A 17,470-nucleotide genomic window follows, 5' to 3' on the forward strand; every position below is an offset into this window, starting at 1 on the left:
GGCTCCATCGAATTGCCTTGCAGGACTAGGGATGAGCGCATCGAGTTCGGCAACGCCCGGGCCGATCAGGCGATTTCCGCCTCGTGTTGACGGGCTGCGACGGGTGCTGGGAGTTCCTGTTCGTCGCAGATCCGCTGCAGTGTCGTCAGCGTCTCGTCGAGTCCGGCTCCCAGCCGCGGACCGGGCGTGAATGTCGCGGGTAGATGACGCATGCCCTGGATGACGCCGATCGTGTCGTAGTGCACCGTGCCCGCTGGATCACACCAATAGTCCGGCATCCGATCGAGTACGGCGAGCACCATGCGTTTGAACACGGTGCGGGCCACATTCGAGCCGATACACCGATGGATCCCGAGTCCGAAGCTGTAGTGGCGGTTACGCCGCCGATCGAGGATTACCTGGTTCGGCTCTTCGAACGTCTTCGGATCCCGGTTGGCCATCGCCCAGGACAGCCATACCCGGTCGCCTTCCTTGAACTCGGTGCCTGCGACATGACAATCCTCGGCGATCGTGCGTCCGTCACCTGGTGCCGGGCAATAGAAGCGCAGGAATTCCTCGGTGGCCGAATCGAGGATCTCGTTCAGGTCCCGGCTGAGTATCTCGCGCTCTTCCTGGTTTTCCGACAGCCATTCCAGCGAGTGCGCTGTGAGCGCGGTTGTCGTATCGAAACCGCCGCCGATCAGCAGGCCGAGCATGCCGAGCATTTCGATGTCGGCCAGTGGTTCGCCATTCAACGTGGCATTGGCGATGGCGTTGATCATGCCGGGCCGGGGGTGCTGTTTGATCTCGTACAGGCTGAGCATCAGGTCCCGGCCCATTTCCTGATGCAACTGCGCGACACGGGGGTAGTCCGGAGAATCGGGCCTGGTGTAGATCGACGCGTGAGCAGGCTCGTTGTAGATCGCCCATTTTTTGATCGGGATGCCCAACATGGCCAGTGTGAGGACCGCGGGTACGATATTGGCCAGCTCGTCGACGAAATCGATGGAACCAGATTCGATTCGCTCATCGATGGCGGCGCGGATCACCTCGTCGATAAAGGGCACCCACCGGGCGACGGCGGCGGGCGAGAGATACGGATTGAGTACCGAGCGGACTTCACGATGCTCGGGTTCGTCCATCTCCAGAATGCCGCCACGAACCCCGTTCACCCGTGGTGGCGTCGGAATGGAAATACCCTGGTACCCGCGCCGTTGACCTGCCGGATCATGGTCGTTGGAGACATGCGGGCACCGGGCCAGTTCGAAGACCTCGCGGTTGCCTGCAGCCACCCAGTGGCCGCCATGGGTGTCGGACCCGGCGATCGGACACTGTTCGTGCATTTCCATGGTGGTCGCGACGAATTGCTCTCGATATTCGGGAGCGAAGCGGTCGAAGGAAAATTCCGGTTGTTTGCGTCCCTCGTCGGTCGCCACGTTACGGGCGCTCATGGCGGTGTCCTCTCACAAAATGGCGATGGCGCGTTCAGGGCAAGAGTTCACGGCTTCTCGTACCTCGTCCATCTGATCGGGAGGGACGTCCTCGCTGACCGCCGAGGAATGACCATCTATTTCGCTCAGCTCGAATGACCGAGGGGCTGCCATCGCACACAGGGTATGGCCCTGGCATCGCGTGGAATCGACTCGAACTTTCACGGCATTCTGTCCTTTCAGATGTGGTAGTCGTGCCACTTCAGATAGCCGCCCGCGTCGATGCGCAGCTGCGTACCGGTGATGTACCGAGACTCGTCGGAGGCCAGGAACAGCACGGCGTTGCTGATCTCCTCGGGCTCGACGAAGGGAATAGGCATGGCCTGCTGGACATAGAAGGCGGGCTCGGCATCCGCACGAGTCGGGTGCTCCAGGTCCGGACGGAAAGAGCGGTACATGGGATCGCTCTGCAACATCGGAGTATTGCAGTTGGTCGGATGGACCACATTCGCACGGATGTTCTTCACCGCGATGTGCGTGGCGAGTTCGTGGATGAACATCGACAGGCCGCGCTTGGCAACCATGTACGCCACGCCGCCGGGATCCTTGCCCGGCTGATCCACCTTGCTGACATCCATCAGCGCGGCGAGCGAGCCGGTGGCGATGATGGACGCACCGTCGGTCAGATACGGCAGTGCGGCGTGGATCGTGTTGATGACGCCGACCAGGTTGGTGTCGATGACATCGGTCCAGGCCTGCCACTGGGGCTCGCCCTTCATGCCGGCGATGCCGGCCTGGGCCACGACGATGTCGAGCCGACCCAGTTCGTCGACGCCACGCTTCACGGCATCGCGCATCTGCGCGGCATCGCGCACGTCCGCCTGGATGGCGATGATGCGCCTACCCGCCTTTTCGACGAGCCGAGCGGTTTCGTCGAGGTCCTCTCGGCTGGCCAGCTTGTACCCGATCGAGTCGATGTCCTGGCAGATGTCGACTGCGATGATGTCAGCGCCCTCGGACGCCAGCCGCACCGCATGAGACCGGCCCTGGCCCCGTGCCGCACCGGAAATAAAGGCGACCTTGCCCTCAACGCGTCCCACTGGTGGTCCTCTCAGATGTGTTTTTGCAACCGGAAACGGTGAGCGAGTGATCTAGCTGTTACGGCCTTCGTCGGCCCGGATCCGCCCGGCGATATGTGCGGTGGCCACGCTCCCGCGTCCGCGAGAATTGTCATTCTAGTTTTTGAGAACGGTACTCTCGCGAAGTGTCTGTACGCAAGACCCGGCAGCTCGACTCCGGCGGGTGAGTCATTCGACGCGCGGCAATCCGGCACGGGCATGGATAGGGGGAGCCGCCCGCGGATCAAGGGCAGTGATCCGCGGGCGGCTTGGCGACCGTCGGTGAGAAGTCCCAGACCTTCCCGTCGGCGGAGATATCGGTGTGGCACTGGAGCGGCTGTCCCCGGCAGGGTCGGTCAGACAGGTTGCCAGGCAGTCACTTTCGTGGCGGCCGGGTCCAGGGCTGGGCTGATCCGGTGTCGCCCGTCAGCGGACCGGGCTTGTATTTCCTTGAAGACCGCATCGAAGTCTCCATCGATCTCGTACACCGCGAGATAGTCGAACTGTGCGGGTCTGCCGCCGAGTGGCCGACCGCGGTAGCGCGCGCACGACTTCACTCCCGGTATTTCCAGCAGGTCAGGGACGTGCACCTCGTTGTACCATTTATTGTATTCTTCATCCATGCCCGCGCGAGGGGTGGAAAAGACCATCAACTGCACAGTATGTCCTCTTTGGTGGTCGAATGATCAGCTGGCATGCTGGGCGGCGAAACGTTCGGCCCATTCCTTTCGCGGGCGGATGGTGAGGTCGACATCCTTTGCCTTTTCGCGCAGGGCGGCGACGGTAGCTTCCTCGCGCGGGACGTGCGTGAAAGGATCCCAGTTGAGAACTCGGCAGGCATTTTGCCAGGTGATCTGGTGGATGTCTGCGTCGTCGGCACCTGCGGCGAGGAGCTCGTCGAGGACGAACTCCGGGGCGTCGGGGAACAGTGAGTCGGAGTGCGGGTAGTCGCATTCCCAGGCGATGATATCGATGCCGATTTCGTGGCGCATTTTCAGCGAAGTCTTGTCGGTGACGTAGCAGGCGATCACATGCTCACGGAATACGTCACTCGGCAGTCGGCCGCCGAAGTCGCGGCGGAGCCATTTCTGGTTGGTGTAATGACGATCGGAGCGGTCGAGATAGAACGGAATCCAGCCGATCCCGCCTTCGGACAGGGCAACCTTCAGTCCGGGGTAGGTCCGCAGCGCGGGGCCCCACAGTAGATCCTGGATGGCAAGCTGGGACACCGTCGGTGCCAGGCACATGAGGTTGTCGATCGGTGCGTCCGGGGCCAGTCGGAGTGCGCCGAAACCCTGTCCGATATGCAGGTTCATCACCAGTCCGGTCTCCGACAGTGCGGTGAAGACCGGCGCCCAGTAATCGCCGTCATGGTACGAGGGCAGTCCGTCGATGTGCGGAAGTTCGGGCATCGTGACACCGCGGAAGCCCTTTGCGGCGACCCGGTTGATTTCGGCGACAGCCAACGCGGGCTCCCACAGCGGGAGGATCGCGTTCGGGATGAACCGGCCGGGGTAGGTCGCACACCACTCGTCGATATGCCAGTCGTTATAGGCCGAAATCACCGCGACAGTGATCTCGTCCTTGAACTGACTCAGGTGCCCGGCGCTGAACCCGGCGAAGGTCGGAAAACACATCGAGGACAGGATGCCGTTGGCGTTCATATCGGCGACCCGGTCGTGGATGTCGTAGACACCGGGGCGCATCTCCGCGTACTGGGCCGGGTTCTTGTCCCATTCTTCCTTCGGCCAGCCCACCACCGCGTTCAACCCGGTCACGCCGACTGGCTTGTCCCGGTAGACCCACTGATCGACGCCCTGGTCATTGGTGATCAGTTTCGGGATGTAGTCAGCGTATTTCTTCGGGGTGTGCCGGTCGAACATGTCGGCCGGTTCGACGACATGGTCGTCGATGCTGACCAGGATCATGTCATTGAAGTTCATCGGTTTCCTCAGTGTCATGGGGATCAAGGCGTGGTCGCGCGGCCCGGGCCACTGTGTGAGATGGTCAGTCTCCATTGTGGAGAATGACACTCTCGACACCTGATGCGACGATACACCCAACGTCTGCGGGTGCGACAGAAGTCTGCCTATTTCCGGGGCTGGGACGGTGTTCGTCATCGCTGTCAACCGCAGTCGCGGAACCGGGCTTGGTGCAGCCGGTCACCTCGCGGCCCGGGGCAGGGTTGACCGCGACCGCGATGGACAGGCCGTGGCGTTCGAAGTAGTCGATGGCGGCGAAGGAGTTCTGGAGCCTGCGGGTGTCGGCGATCACCACCACGCCGAGCGCGCCACGGGCCGGCTCGTCCCACAGAAACCAGAACCGATCCAGTGGGCCGGCCTCTTCGTCGAATAAGGCGTGCCCGAAGCTGGTCATGGCAGGCGGGGCGATTGTCCGGACCGGCCATCACGCGTATCGGTCGTCAGGTGACCGCCGACTCGTTGCACGGTCAGGTTCATCTCGTAGGCGACCATGCCGAGGTTCGCGTTGGTGTCGGCCTGCAGCGCGATACAGGCATTGGTGCCCGCGGCGGTGACGAAGAGGACCGCTCGCTCTTGCTCGATCACGGCCTGACGGACCCCGCCGCCATCGAAGCGACTGCCCGCGCTGCGGGCCAGCCCGTATAGCGTGGCGGACGCCGCGGCGAAGTGTTCGGCGTCCTCGCGGCTGATGGTGGTCGACCGGCCGAGGAGCAATCCGTCGGTGGAAAGAACCACGGCATAACGTACGCCGGCCAAGCGGTCGACGAGGTCGTCCAATAGCCAGCTGAGATCACCTGCGTGGGAAGAGCTCACCTTCGCCGTCCTGTTCATTCGAGGACTTGGCGGCCGGGTCCGTGCCGCCGGGGCTGCGGTCCGACAGCTGCAGACGGCCTTGCTGGGTCCCGATCTCGATGGCGGACATGAGGTCTCGTGCGCTTTCGGCGGACCGACCAGGGCGGACCGGCGCAGGTTCAGTTCCGGCACCCGTCTGCTGGGCCAACTCGGGGGCGAGGCTGGTTTGCCGACGCCGACGCGGCAGTGCCGGCTTCGAATCGGAGCCGCCGGGCTGTACCGATTCCGTCGCGTAGTGCTGCGGGTGCTTCGTCGGCCCGGGTCGGGGGGTAGTCATCGGGCTGATCGTCGGCACGGTAGCCGCGGCGCCGGTGATGGGCAGTTGGTCGGCTGCGGCTCCGCCGGTGAGATTCGGGAATCGGCCGGGTGGCGGATCGGCCATCGCAGGATCCGCGGCCGGCGGATCGAGAGCCACCAGCGCGAGCGGGATGAGCACGATGGCTCGGATGCCGCCGTAGTCGGAGTCGGACAGTTTGGTCGAGATGTCGTGGCGGGCACCCAACTGAGCGACTACGAAAAGCCCGAGCCGCGAGTTCTCCGACAGCGACGCGACGCTGAAATCCGGTGGCGTGCGCAGCATCTGGTTGGCCAACTCGAGGTCGGCGGCGGTCATGCCGACGCCTTGATCGGTGATCTCCACGATCACTCCCTTGCCTGCCGGATTACCGGTGATGAGCACGCGCGATTGCGGCGGCGAGAACATCGTGGCGTTGTCGACCAGTTCGGCGAGGAGATGGGTGAGGTCCGACACCGCGTCGCCGGTGAGCAGAATATGCGGCAGCCTGCCGATGTGTACCCGGGTGTAGTCGAGTGTTCGCCGATCGCGCTGCGGATCACGTCTACCAGTGGCACCGGACGCCGCCACTGCCGGACCGGGTGGCCGCCGGCGAGCACGATCAATTTTTCGGCGTTGCGGCGCTCCCGCGTGGCCAGGTGATCGAGCCGGAAGAAGATGTCCAACAGCGTGGGATCCTCTTGCCGCGATTCGGCCGCATCGAGGATCTCCAGCTGGCGGTGCACCACCAGCTGACTGCGGTGGGCGATGTTGAGGAATACCGCCCGCACACCCGTCTGGGTCCGAGCCGCGGTGATGGCAGCGCCGATCGCGGCGGTATGAGCGCGATTGAACGCGGTGGCCACCGAGCCGAGTTCGTCGTTGCCGAAATCCAGTTGTGCTGCTTCGGTTTCCGGGTCCAGGTTCGCTCCGGCGGCGAGGCGGGCCATGGTTTCGGGCAGTGCGACCTCGGCCAGTGCCAGCGTTTCGACGCGCAGTCGCCACAGTCGCCCGATCAGCCGGTTCGCGAGCCACAGCGCGACGAGGAAGGCTGCGATGGCGAGGCCGAGTACCGCGCTTCCGGCCACTGCCGATTTTTTCGCGTCCCGGCTGGCGGTCTTGGCGGCAAGATCCAGCGATTGCGCGACATGAGTTCCCCATAGTTCCAGTAGATGCTCGCTCACTTCGGTCGCGGCGTCGCGCCATTCACGCGCGCTGAGCGGCAGTGCGGGCGTCGTCGCGGTTCTGGTCTTGACCGGCTGGGTGATGGCATCTTCGGTGACGCTGAGGCGTTGCCAGGCGGGAGACTCGACGATTGATTTGGTCTGGCGTCCCTCGGCAGTGGGCTGTCTCGCCAGCTGTTCGAAGTAGGTGTGATAGAAGCCGATGAGGTTTCGCAATTCGGCGGTCAGCGGCGTCGGCAGCGGAGCCGATTCGTTGAGGGTCGCGGCGGTAAGGGTGCTGCTGCGCGACATCGCCTCGACGGCGCGCAGCGTGTGCAGATTATTGGTCATCTCGACGGCGACACCGACGGCGGGGGCGTTGTTCTCGATCAGGGCGATGCCGGTGCGATCGAAGCCGGACAGCATCGCGCTGAAGAACATATAGACGTCGGGGATCGGCATCGAGCCGGCGTCCACCTGCTCCCGGATCCGCAACAGCTGTGCTTGCAAACCATTGAAGTCACTGAGCTGCTGCTGCAGTTCGGTGGCACCGGTACTCCGCAATGCGGAGATGCTGGATCCGAGCGCGCTCAGGGCGTCGTCGAGCTGCCGCCGTGCGGTGGTGAGGCCGACCGGATCCGGGCCTGCGCCGCCGAGTTGCCAAATAGTCAGCAGGCGCTCCTGCTGGACGGCGGACACCATTGCCTGGTTGTTGGCCATCGAACTGCCGAGGAGTTCGGGAAGGTCTGCGCCTGCTGGCCTTCCCGCACCAAATACGTTGCTGCGCCGCCACCGATCGACATCAACGTCAAGCTCGGGATAAGTGCGATCAAGACGATCCGGGTCCGGATGCCCCACCTCGCGGCGATTCGAGCGGAAGCTGCGGAGGAGGCGCCAGCACGCCCCGAGTCAGTCATTGGAAATCATATTTCATCAATCGGATAGCTGAACATTCACGATCGAGAATTAGACTCTCGAGATAATAGATGGATGTTCTATGTCTGACAATACCCCGGTCTAGCGTGCTTTCTAGGCTCGGCGCGGCTGCCGTGTAAGAGCGCCGAAGGACGTTCCACGTCGTCGAGGCGGCACTGACGGGGTGTTGTCGGGTTTCTTGGTTTCTCCGTCTTCGGGCAATGGGCTAACTGTGTGTCGCGATGGCCTGGCGCAATTCGGCGACCTCGGCGCCGGTGTCGGCTGGTGTCGGTATATCCGGTCTCGTCGCAGATCTCGGCCATGTGGTCCCGCACGTCCTCAGCGGATAGCGCGGAGTCGTAATAACCCCTGGTCCGGCCGGTAAAGAACCGGGCGACCTGCCCGGCGCCCACGGTGAAGGTCCCGCCGGTGATGGAGCAGTCCGCATGGGCGAGGAAGGCCACCACCGGGGATACCAAGGCCGGGTCGAGCTTGCTGACGATCTCTTCCGCCCCACCCATGGAGTAGACGAGCATGCGGGTGGCGGCGATCGGCGCAACAGCATTGACCTTGATGTTGTGCTCGGCGCCTTCGGCGGCGAGCACACAGGTGAGCCCGAGCAGGCCCGCTTTGGCCGCGCCGTAGTTGCTCTTCCCTGCGGTGCCGGGCACGGCGATCGCCGAGGTGGTGTTGATCACCCGGCCGTAACCCCGCTCCCGCATCACCCGCCACGTCGGCCTGGTCACGTGGAACGCGCCTTTGAGGTGCACGTCGATGACCGGATCGAGCAGTTCGGTGGTCATCTCGTGCAACGGTTTGTCCCGCAGGATGCCCGCGTTGTTGACGAGGATGTCGACCTGGCCGTAAGTGTCGAGCGCGGTGCGGACGATTGCCTCGCCACCCTCGATGGTGGCCACGCTATTGGTGTCCGTTGCCGTGCCGGGTTCAGCAGGCCGTGCCGATCACCCGGGCGCCCGTCTGCCTGGCGAGCTGCACCAGGATGCTGCTGCCGCCGCCGCCGGCGTCGAGCACGAGCACCGTCTGCCCGGACCGCACTTTCGCCCGGCCGTGCAGCATCCGGTAGGCGGTCACTCCGTTGACGATCAGCGTCTCCGCCTCGTCGGCTGTGATCCCGTCCGGCTCCGCCACCACCTCGGCCGCCGCCAGCAGGACCGAGGTGGCCCAGGCGCCGGTCTTGGTCAGGGCGGCGACCCGTCGGCCGACCAGGGCAGGATCCACGCCCGGACCGGTGGCTTCGACGATGCCGACGAGGTCGTAACCAGGCACGAACGGGAACTCGGGCTGGCCGAAGTAGCGATCACGGCGCATCGCGCTCTCCGCAAACGACACGGCAGTCGATTCGACGCGGACCATGACCTGACCGGCGGCGGGCGGCGGCAGCGCCCGGCGGACCAGCCGGAGCCCGGCGGCCGCGACCTTACCCGGCAGGACCACTTCGGTGGCGGAGTTCGTGCCTGTCATGGTCAGCTCCGAGTTCAGTGATGGTCGGCCGGTATCAGTGCGCGGACCGCGGCCACGGCACCACCGTCCACGAGCAGGTCGGTGCCGGTCACGAAGCTCGCCTGCGGGCCGAGCAGAAATGCGGCGGCGGCGGCGATGTCGTCCGGGGTGCCTAGGCGTTTGGTAGCGGACATGGCGACCATCGCCCGCATCTGTTCCCCGCTCTCGCCGGCCAGTTCCTGCTGACCCATCGGCGTGGAGATGACACCGGGGCTGATGGAGTTGACCCGTGCGCCGCGCTCGCCCCAGGAAATCGCGGCTGCTTGCACCCGCAGCGCGTTTGCTCGCTTGGCGAGCACGTAGGCCGCAGCCGAGCTGTCCACCACGTCGGGAGCCAGGAACGGTAGGTCCAACAACTCCTTTGCGGGCGTCATGGCCAACGCCCGCTCCTCCGCTACGGCCAAAGTGGGCAGAAAGTGTCCGGCCATGCTGGCGATGACCACACCGGCGCCCCCGGGGGCGATGATCCGGGCGAACTCCTGCAGTACGACCGCGACGCCGACGAGGTCGACGCGCAGAATCGCTTCGGGGGGTGCTTGGACGGGTGACAATCCCGCCGTGTGGACGACATGCGTGACCCGTCCCAGTCCGGCCGCCGCGTCGGCGAGGGATATCACGGAGTCGGGATCCGATACGTCCACCGGTTGGGCGGTGACGTGGTGACCCTCACTGCGCAGTTGCTCGGTGGCGGTGTTCAGCGTGGTGGCGTGGAAGTCGGCCAGCAGCACTCGGTGGCCGCCGCCCACCCGTCTGGCGATCGCCAGACCCATCCCTCCCACGCCGATGACGACAGCGACATCCTTGTCCATTCGAGCTCCTTTTGTGAGGTTGACCGGACGTGCCCATGAGTGCGCGCGCCCCACATGGTCAATCAATCGAGAAACAGGTCCACGATCGGATCGCTGCCGCCGCCGTAGCCCGAGAGGTCCGCCACGCCGGATTCAAGGAGCACCTCGGCGTCGATGTAGCAGTTTCCGGTGGTGTCTTCCGCTGGGCGCGAGAGGATTTCGACGGCGGCGTCGGCCATGATGCGCGGGCTGCGCGACCTGCCGAGCAATGCGTCGGCGTCGGCCATGGTCGACACCGCGGAGGTCGCGATGTAGGTCTGCGGCCATAGGCAATTGGCCGCGATTCCGGCCTCGGCGTATTCCGTCGCCCAGCCCAGTGTCAGCAACGCCATGCCGTACTTCGACAGGGTGTAGGACGGGTGTGCGCCCAGCCAGCGCCGGCTCAGGTTGAGCGGGGGCGCGATGGTCAGCACGTGCGGGTTGGCGGAGTTGCGCAATTGCGGCAGGCAGGCCTTGGTGAGTAGGAAGGTGCCGCGCAGGTTGATCTCCTGCATCAGGTCGAACTTCTTGACCGACAGCTCTTCGGTTGGTTCGACGGCGATGGCGCTGGCGTTGTTCACGCAGATGTCGATGCCACCGAAGTGGTCCATCGCGGTATCGACGGTGCGTTGCACGTCTTCCGCCCGGCGCACATCGCCGACGACGGCGACGGCTTTGCTGCCCGCGGCCTCGATCTCCGCGACGGCGGTGTGCACAGTGCCCGGCAGTTTCGGGTGGGGCTCGGCCGTCTTGGCCAGCAGGACGATATTCGCGCCCTTTTCGGCGGCGGCGACCGCGATGGCGAGACCGATCCCGCGACTGGCGCCGGAGATGACCATGGTGCGGCCGGTGAGCGTGCTCTGTGCGCTGGACATATTTCTCCCTGGGGTTATCTGCTGCGGTGGCAATTGAAGTGGATGGTGGGCGGCGACGGGAGCGGCCGTCGGGGGTGGGCCGATGCCGTCCGTTTCGGTCGCCATGGTGACGGTCGTCGGTCCTTGCCAGCCGCAGAGCATGCCGCAGCTCGGAGTGACTTTCGTTTCCATCTCGCCGCCTGCGTATCGGGTGATGGTCTTCGCAGCCTCGGCGGGATAGCCGCAGCGTGGGCAAGTGCCGAAGTAGTTGAGGACGTCCACGACGGCGACGTGGATGGGGATGAGCACGCTGCCTCGATGTCGTCAGGGGTGATCAGGGACGTGGTGGTCGTAGGGGCGGGAGGTCTCGCCATGGCTGCCGTGGTCTGGTATTAACATTCTATCGGTCGGAGAATGAAATTCTCCAGTATGAGATGGGATCCTCTCGATGATGGCGTGCGGCTGGCAAGGCGGGGCGGGCCGCACGCGGCGGCCACCCGGCGAGGTGCGGTCATGAGCGAGCGATCATCGACCATCGCCGGTCGGGCAACGGACGCGGACGCGACGATCGCGCTGGTATTCGAGGAGCGCGAGTACAGCCGCGGGCAATTGGACGCGCTGACCGACGGGTTGGCGGCAATCCTGGCCGAGCGCGGCGTCGCCGCAGGCCAACGGGTCGCGCTGATGTTGTCGAACCGACCGGAATTCGTGATCGCGGTGCAGGCCATCTGGCGGTTGGGTGCCGCGGTCGTGCTGATCAGTCCGGCGTGGAAACGGGACGAAGTCACACACGCGCTGTCCATCACCGAACCGGCACACGCGATCGGCGATCAGTCGGTGTTGGCCGATCTGATGCCTATGCACAGTCTCGATGATCCGATACAGACAGCTCTGGGGACGTATCCGGCACCATCGCCCGATGCCGAGGCCTTGCTCGTATTCAGTTCTGGTACTACAGGATTGCCCAAGGCAGTCCGGCACACCCATGGTTCGCTCGCGGCCGCGGTAGCGCACTGGCGAGCGGCATTGCAGCTGACGGCCGCCGACCGCATCCAGGTAGTCACGCCACCATCGCACATCCTCGGCCTGCTCAACGTCGTGACCGCCTTGGACACCGGTGCGTGGGTGCGGCTGCACCGCAAGTTCGATCTGGACGCGATGCTGCGCCACATACAGGCTGACCGCATCACCGTCGAGCTGGCCGTGGCGCCGATCGCGCTGGCCATGGCGGCGCACGCGGACCTCGAGGCGTATGACCTGTCGTCGCTGCGCTACATCATGTGGGGCGCGACGCCGGTGACGCCCCACGTGGCCGAGCTGGTTACCGGGCGAACCGGGATCGGGTGGGTACCTGCGTATGGGGCCACCGAAGTGCCCGTCATCGCGTGCAATCCCCTCGACGGCGGACGGCTCGACAGCGTGGGGCGGGCGGTGCCGGGCGTTGACGTTCGGGTGGTCTCGCTGGAATCCGGCGAGCCGGTCACGCCGGGGCAACCCGGTGAGATCGAGGTGCGGTCGCCGTCGCGGATGGCCGGGTATCTGCCGTCCGAGTCGACGGCAGCGGCCCTGCACGACGGGTGGTATCGCACCGGGGACATCGGCACTCTCGATTCGGCCGGCTGGCTGCGGATCACCGACCGATCGAAGGAAATGATCAAGGTGCGCGGATTTCAGATCGCGCCTGCCGAAATCGAAGCTGTCCTGCACGGACATGCCGACGTGCGGGACTGCGCGGTATTCGGCATACCTGATCCGGCCAACGGTGAAGCGGTCCTCGCCGCTGTTGTCACGACCGGTTCGGTCACCGGGACCGAACTGATCGCATTGGTCGCCGACCGCCTCGCCGCCTACAAACGGGTGCATCGAGTCGAATTCGTAGCGGAGATTCCACGCCTGCCATCCGGCAAGGTGCTGCGCCGAGTACTGAAGGAGCGCTATGGACGTACGTCTGACAAGTGAACAACGGCAGTTGCGTGATGCGGCTGCCAAGCTGGCGGATGAACTCGGACCGGGTTCGGTTCAGGATCTCGAGGATGACAATCGCCTCACCCGGCTGGAGAAGGCAGTCGACATCACGGGCTGGCGGTCGCTGCGTTCTGACGGTGCCTCTGGGGTTGAAGTAGCTTCTGTCGCAGAGGAATTCGGCCGCGGGCTGGTCGGTGTCCCCTTTCTCGGGCCGGTGCTTGCCGACGATCTGCGTGGCCGGATCGACGGGGACAACGAGCGTTGGACGCTCGGCGTCGGTGACCGGGTTATCGACAGCAGGGGCTGCCAGCGGGTTCTGCTGCTGAACGGGCGCACAGTGATGGCCGGAGCAGTCGGAACAACCATCGACACAGTCGATTTGAGCAGACTGGACGCCGAGTTGGTCGGTCCGCTCACATCGCTCGGTGAGCTGTCGCCGGAGCAGGCCGAGCACTGGTACGCGCTGGCGCTGGTCGCCACTACTGCGGATCTGGTCGGTGCTGCTCGGGGCGCGCATGCGCTCGCCTGTCAGTACGCGAAAGTCCGTGAACAGTACGGGAATACGATCGGTGGGTATCAGGCGGTCGCGCACCTGCTGGCCGAGGGACTCGCGCTGATCGAGGGTTCGATCAGCGTCCTGCGCCACGCCGCGTGGGCGGTGGACGAGTTGCCCCCGGCCGAAGCCGTGCGGGCCGCCGACATCGCGAAGGTCTACTCCGCCCGCGCGGCCCGCACCGTGTGCGAGACCGCGATCCAGGTGCACGGCGGTATCGGCAACACCTGGGAATGCCTGGCCCACGTCTATCTGCGGCGGGCGCTGACATCCACCGAATTGTTCCCTGTGAGGCTGGAGGAGATCGACCTTGGACTTTCGTGACGCACCGGAAGAAGCCGCATTCCGGGAAAAGCTACGCGGCTGGTTGGCTGGACAGGCCGGGAAGTTTCCGACCTCCGGTGATGAGTACTGGGCGCGGCAGGGGGAGTGGCATCAGGCGCTCTACCAGGCTGGTTTCTTCGGTCTGTCATGGCCGAAGAAGTTCGGTGGCCATGAGCGCCCGCCGGTGTACGACGTGATTCTGGACGAGGAATTGGCGCGGGCGAGTGCGCCACCGCGCCCCAGCCTCGGCTACCTGCTCCAAGGGCTCGGCAGGCACGGGAGCGCGGAGCTGCAGCAGCGATTCCTGCCCGGGATGATCAACGGAACCGAACGCTGGTGCCAGGGTTTCAGCGAACCCGACGCCGGTTCGGATCTCGCGTCCCTGAAGACCACGGCAGTCCGGGACGGTGACGACTATGTGGTGCACGGCCACAAGATCTGGACCAGCTACTCGGATGTGGCCGACTGGTGTCTGCTGCTGGCTCGTACCGAACCGAATGCGCCACGGCACAAGGGGATTTCGGCGTTCGTGATTGCCATGAAGCAGCCCGGTGTCGAGCAGCGACCGCTGCGCATGATGAGCGGCGTCACCACCGAATTCGGGCAAGTGCTCTTCGACGGGGCACGCGTGCCGGCCAGCCAGATGGTCGGCGAACCGGGGGTGGGCTGGAAGCTCGCCATGACCGTGGTCGGGCACGAGCGGGAACCGTCGACGCTCGGGTACTCCGCCCGCTACGGAAAACTGGTGCGACAAATGGCGGCGCGGACCGAGGGCCCGATGCCGCAGGAGTTGGCCTGGGCGGCAGTGCAATCGGAGATGCTCAGGTTGCATGTGCGGCGACGCCTGTCCGAACAGCTCGACGGTGTCACGCACGGCCCCGAGGGCTCGCTGGACAAGCTGCTGATGACCTGGGTGGAGCAATCTGTCGGACATGCCGCCTTGGCGGTCGGCGGCACGCGGGACTCGGAGCTGCTCGGTTCCTACCTGTACAGCCGCGCACAGAGCGTCATGGGTGGCACGTCCCAGATTCAGAAGAACATCATTGCCTCGCGCATTCTCGGATTGGAAGCCAGATATGTACGACCTGCCAGCGGAAATTGATGTCCAAGCCGACGGGGTGCTCCGTATCATCACCTTGAACCGGCCCGACGCGCTCAACGCGGTCAATGATGCACTGCACTCCGGGCTGGCCGAGTTGTGGCCGCAGCTCAACGCGGACCGAGATGCGCGTGCGGCGGTGCTCACCGGGGCCGGAAAGGCCTTCTCGGCGGGCGGCGATTTCAGCTATCTCGCCGAATTGGCCAACGATCCGGTGCTGCGGGCAAAAACGATCGCTCACGGACGCGATATCGTCCTCGGCATGGCGCGCTGCCGGATCCCGGTCGTGGCGGCGGTCAATGGCCCTGCGGTCGGACTGGGTTGCAGTCTGGTCGCGTTGAGCGATCTGGTGTATATCGCGGAAGAGGCTTATCTGGCCGATCCGCATGTCCGAGTGGGGCTGGTCGCGGCGGACGGCGGGCCGCTCACCTGGCCGTTGCAGATGAGCCTGCTGCATGCCAAGGAATATGCGCTCACCGGCGAGCGCATAACTGCCCAGCGTGCGTGTGAACTCGGCTTGGCCAATCATGTCGCGGCCGATCCGCTGGCCGAAGCGCTGGCGTCCGCCAAGCGCATCGCGGAACTGCCGCGCCAGGCGGTCGAGGCGACCAAACGGATGCTGAACATGCATATCGAACGCGCCGTCCTGGCCACCCTCGACTACGCCAACGCTGCCGAGGATCTGTCCTTCCAGACCGATGACTTCCAGCGAAATATCGCCAAACTGACCGCAGTCAAGAAGTGAGCGGGCAATCCACGCGAAATGCATCGCGATGAGAATGATATTCTCGTCAGACGATAATGCTAATCTCAGGAGAGGGCTGTCATGAATATCAGTGGGTGTTCCGCCATCGTTGTCGGCGGTACGGGCGGCCTCGGTGAGGCCACCGTGCGCCGTCTGGTCGCGGCCGGGGCGGAGGTCGTCGTCGCCGATGTGGCCGACGACAAGGGTAAGGAGCTGCAGAGCGAACTCGGCATCCGGTACGTACATACCGACGCCACCAGTGCGGAGTCGGTCGAGGCTGCCGTTGCCGAAGCAGAAGCCCTTGGGCCGCTTCGGATTTCGGTAGATGCCCACGGCGGTCCGGCCAGTGGTGGCCGGCTGGTCGGCAAGGACGGCAGCCCGCTCGGACTGGAGGGCTTCCGCACCACGATCGACTTCTACCTGACAGCGGTGTTCAATGTCATGCGACTCTCGGCCGCGGCCATAGCTCGATCGGAAGCACTCGACGAGGGCACCCGCGGCGTGATCGTCAATACCGCCTCGATCGCCGCCTACGAGGGCCAGATCGGCCAGTTGCCGTACGCGGCGGCCAAGGGCGGCGTGGTTGGCATGACCCTGGTCGCGGCCCGCGACCTGTCCCCGCTCGGGATTCGGGTGGTCACTATCGCGCCGGGCACCATCAACACCCCCGCCTACGGCAAGGCCGCCGATCAGCTGGAGGAGTACTGGGGCGGGCAGGTTCCGCATCCCAAGCGAATGGGCCGCTCACCCGAATACGCGCAGCTGGTGCAGTCCATCATCGAGAACGACTACCTCAACGGCGAGGTGATCCGACTCGACGGCGCGCTGCGGTTCCCGCCGAAATGACCTCGCTCGCAGGAAAAGTGGCGTTCGTCGCCGGTGCCAGCCGCGGTATCGGCGCGGCGGTGGCCGAGCGGCTCGCCCAGGCGGGCGCCGCCGTCGCGGTCGCCGGCCGCTCGGAACGAGCACCCAAGCTGCCGGGCACAATTCACTCCGTTGCCGGGCGGATCGTGCTCGCAGGCGGTAGAGCGCTGGCGGTGCCATGCGATGTCACCGACGAGGACTCGGTCGCCGGCGCGGTGGGTGCGACGGTACGAGAATTCGGTGGCATCGACATCCTGATCGCCAACGCCGGAGTGCTCTGGCTCGGTCCCGTGGAGACAACCCCGCTGCGGCGCTGGCAACTCTGTCTCGATGTCAACCTCACGGGCGTCTTTCTGGTGACGAAGGCGGTACTCCCGCACCTGCGGGCGCGTGGCGGTGGGTCGATGGTCGCGGTCACCACGAGCGGGGTGGGTACGATCGACCGCGGTGCCAACGCCTATGGGGTGTCGAAGGCCGCGGCCGAGCGGCTCTCTCTCGGACTGGCCACCGATCTGAAGCCCGACAACATCGCAGTGGGCTGCCTGAGTCCGTCGCGAGTCCTATGTCATTCTCGCCGGGCAGGACGCCACCGGTATCACCGGCACGGTCCAACGGTCGGAAATTCTGATTCCGCGGCCACCATCCTGACGCTTGTCGGCGATCGAGGGCCGGTCGGCGGTACGCGCCGGCCCTCGGCCGCCCGGCGTTCAGGTTCCTGGGGCCATCGGGCAAGCAGGGCCGTGAACAGCGGCAGCTCGGCCGTCGTTCGAATGCCGGGTGCTGCCGTGCACACCGCGGGGACCGCGTTGACGGCCCGATTGGCGGTGTAGCCAGGAGACACCGCGCCCAGTTGATCGAGCGAAATCGGGAATCGCAGGTCGACATCGAGGGGGGCATCGCCGTCGACGATCACGTGCCAGCCGGTGTCGCGTAGTTCCCAATCTGGGTCGAGGTCGCGAGCGGCACCGAGCACGCCGATGGCGATCGTCATCGCGGCCGTCCTCT

General features: G+C 65.2%; 18 protein-coding genes and 2 pseudogenes. 6 read left to right on the forward strand and 14 right to left on the reverse strand.

The genetic code is table 11. The annotated features are described in order from the left end of the window. Positions 1–65 precede the first annotated feature (65 nt). The 13 genes and pseudogenes from OHB12_RS05675 to OHB12_RS05735 form a co-directional block, all read right to left on the reverse strand. Positions 66–1,430: a cytochrome P450 gene (locus OHB12_RS05675; protein WP_327116809.1), complete on the reverse strand. Its 1,365-nt coding sequence runs from the start codon at positions 1,428–1,430 to the stop codon at positions 66–68. 12 nt (positions 1,431–1,442) lie between these two features. Further along, positions 1,443–1,634 (reverse strand): ferredoxin, encoded by a 192-nt coding sequence (locus OHB12_RS05680; protein ID WP_327116811.1) that lies wholly within the window; start codon positions 1,632–1,634, stop codon positions 1,443–1,445. Between the two features lie 14 nt (positions 1,635–1,648). Continuing rightward, positions 1,649–2,509 carry a mycofactocin-coupled SDR family oxidoreductase gene (locus OHB12_RS05685; RefSeq protein WP_327116813.1) on the reverse strand — a complete coding sequence of 287 codons (861 nt, stop codon included), beginning with the start codon at positions 2,507–2,509 and terminating at the stop codon, positions 1,649–1,651. 374 nt (positions 2,510–2,883) lie between these two features. Beyond that, positions 2,884–3,150, reverse strand: a complete 267-nt coding sequence (locus tag OHB12_RS05690; protein WP_327116815.1) for a hypothetical protein — start codon at positions 3,148–3,150, stop codon at positions 2,884–2,886. Between the two features lie 63 nt (positions 3,151–3,213). Further along, a complete protein-coding gene (locus OHB12_RS05695) occupies positions 3,214–4,470 on the reverse strand; it encodes an amidohydrolase family protein (RefSeq protein WP_327116817.1) in 1,257 nt (418 codons plus the stop codon). Between the two features lie 267 nt (positions 4,471–4,737). Next, a pseudogene (locus OHB12_RS05700) lies at positions 4,738–4,852 on the reverse strand (ATP-binding protein); the annotation flags it as partial. 47 nt (positions 4,853–4,899) lie between these two features. Further along, positions 4,900–5,322: a roadblock/LC7 domain-containing protein gene (locus OHB12_RS05705; RefSeq protein WP_327116819.1), complete on the reverse strand. Its 423-nt coding sequence runs from the start codon at positions 5,320–5,322 to the stop codon at positions 4,900–4,902. After that, positions 5,300–6,064: a hypothetical protein gene (locus tag OHB12_RS05710; RefSeq protein WP_327120920.1), complete on the reverse strand. Its 765-nt coding sequence runs from the start codon at positions 6,062–6,064 to the stop codon at positions 5,300–5,302. The genes OHB12_RS05705 and OHB12_RS05710 overlap by 23 nt, the downstream gene beginning before the upstream one ends. Next, positions 6,004–7,518, reverse strand: a complete 1,515-nt coding sequence (locus tag OHB12_RS05715) for a nitrate- and nitrite sensing domain-containing protein (RefSeq protein WP_327116821.1) — start codon at positions 7,516–7,518, stop codon at positions 6,004–6,006. Before OHB12_RS05715 ends, OHB12_RS05710 begins: the two co-directional genes overlap by 61 nt. A gap of 275 nt (positions 7,519–7,793) precedes the next feature. Then, positions 7,794–8,630, reverse strand: coding sequence for an SDR family NAD(P)-dependent oxidoreductase (locus tag OHB12_RS05720; protein WP_327116823.1), 837 nt, complete (start codon positions 8,628–8,630; stop codon positions 7,794–7,796). A 28-nt stretch (positions 8,631–8,658) separates the two neighbouring features. After that, the gene (locus tag OHB12_RS05725; protein WP_327116824.1) at positions 8,659–9,195 is read right to left on the reverse strand and encodes an alcohol dehydrogenase catalytic domain-containing protein; all 537 of its coding nucleotides are present in this window, start codon (positions 9,193–9,195) and stop codon (positions 8,659–8,661) included. Positions 9,196–9,209: 14 nt separating this feature from the next. Then, on the reverse strand, positions 9,210–10,043 hold the full coding sequence (locus OHB12_RS05730; protein ID WP_327116825.1) for an SDR family oxidoreductase: 834 nt from the start codon (positions 10,041–10,043) through the stop codon (positions 9,210–9,212). Positions 10,044–10,105: 62 nt separating this feature from the next. After that, positions 10,106–10,936 carry an SDR family oxidoreductase gene (locus tag OHB12_RS05735; RefSeq protein ID WP_327120922.1) on the reverse strand — a complete coding sequence of 277 codons (831 nt, stop codon included), beginning with the start codon at positions 10,934–10,936 and terminating at the stop codon, positions 10,106–10,108. Positions 10,937–11,428: 492 nt separating this feature from the next. Here OHB12_RS05735 and OHB12_RS05740 point away from each other — a divergent pair, with 492 nt between their 5' ends. The 6 genes and pseudogenes from OHB12_RS05740 (at position 11,429) to OHB12_RS05765 (ending at position 17,113) form a co-directional block, all read left to right on the forward strand. Then, a complete protein-coding gene (locus OHB12_RS05740; protein WP_327116827.1) occupies positions 11,429–12,874 on the forward strand; it encodes a class I adenylate-forming enzyme family protein in 1,446 nt (481 codons plus the stop codon). Further along, positions 12,852–13,757: an acyl-CoA dehydrogenase family protein gene (locus OHB12_RS05745; RefSeq protein ID WP_327116829.1), complete on the forward strand. Its 906-nt coding sequence runs from the start codon at positions 12,852–12,854 to the stop codon at positions 13,755–13,757. The genes OHB12_RS05740 and OHB12_RS05745 overlap by 23 nt, the downstream gene beginning before the upstream one ends. Beyond that, complete coding sequence (locus OHB12_RS05750) at positions 13,744–14,859, forward strand: acyl-CoA dehydrogenase family protein (protein WP_327116831.1); 1,116 nt, start codon at positions 13,744–13,746, stop codon at positions 14,857–14,859. Before OHB12_RS05745 ends, OHB12_RS05750 begins: the two co-directional genes overlap by 14 nt. After that, entirely contained in the window at positions 14,834–15,601 is a 768-nt protein-coding gene (locus tag OHB12_RS05755) for an enoyl-CoA hydratase/isomerase family protein (protein ID WP_327116833.1), read from the forward strand. The genes OHB12_RS05750 and OHB12_RS05755 overlap by 26 nt, the downstream gene beginning before the upstream one ends. An 81-nt stretch (positions 15,602–15,682) precedes the next feature. Next, positions 15,683–16,447, forward strand: a complete 765-nt coding sequence (locus OHB12_RS05760; protein WP_327116835.1) for an SDR family NAD(P)-dependent oxidoreductase — start codon at positions 15,683–15,685, stop codon at positions 16,445–16,447. Then, positions 16,444–17,113 (forward strand): annotated as a pseudogene (locus OHB12_RS05765) (SDR family NAD(P)-dependent oxidoreductase). Before OHB12_RS05760 ends, OHB12_RS05765 begins: the two are co-directional and overlap by 4 nt. On the opposite strand, the gene OHB12_RS36135 reads toward OHB12_RS05765, so the two are convergent. Further along, the gene (locus OHB12_RS36135; protein ID WP_442799972.1) at positions 17,061–17,456 is read right to left on the reverse strand and encodes a hypothetical protein; all 396 of its coding nucleotides are present in this window, start codon (positions 17,454–17,456) and stop codon (positions 17,061–17,063) included. The pseudogene OHB12_RS05765 and the gene OHB12_RS36135 overlap by 53 nt on opposite strands. Between the last annotated feature and the right edge of the window lie 14 nt (positions 17,457–17,470).

Source organism: Nocardia sp. NBC_01730 (genome assembly GCF_035920445.1).
GTDB lineage: Bacteria > Actinomycetota > Actinomycetes > Mycobacteriales > Mycobacteriaceae > Nocardia.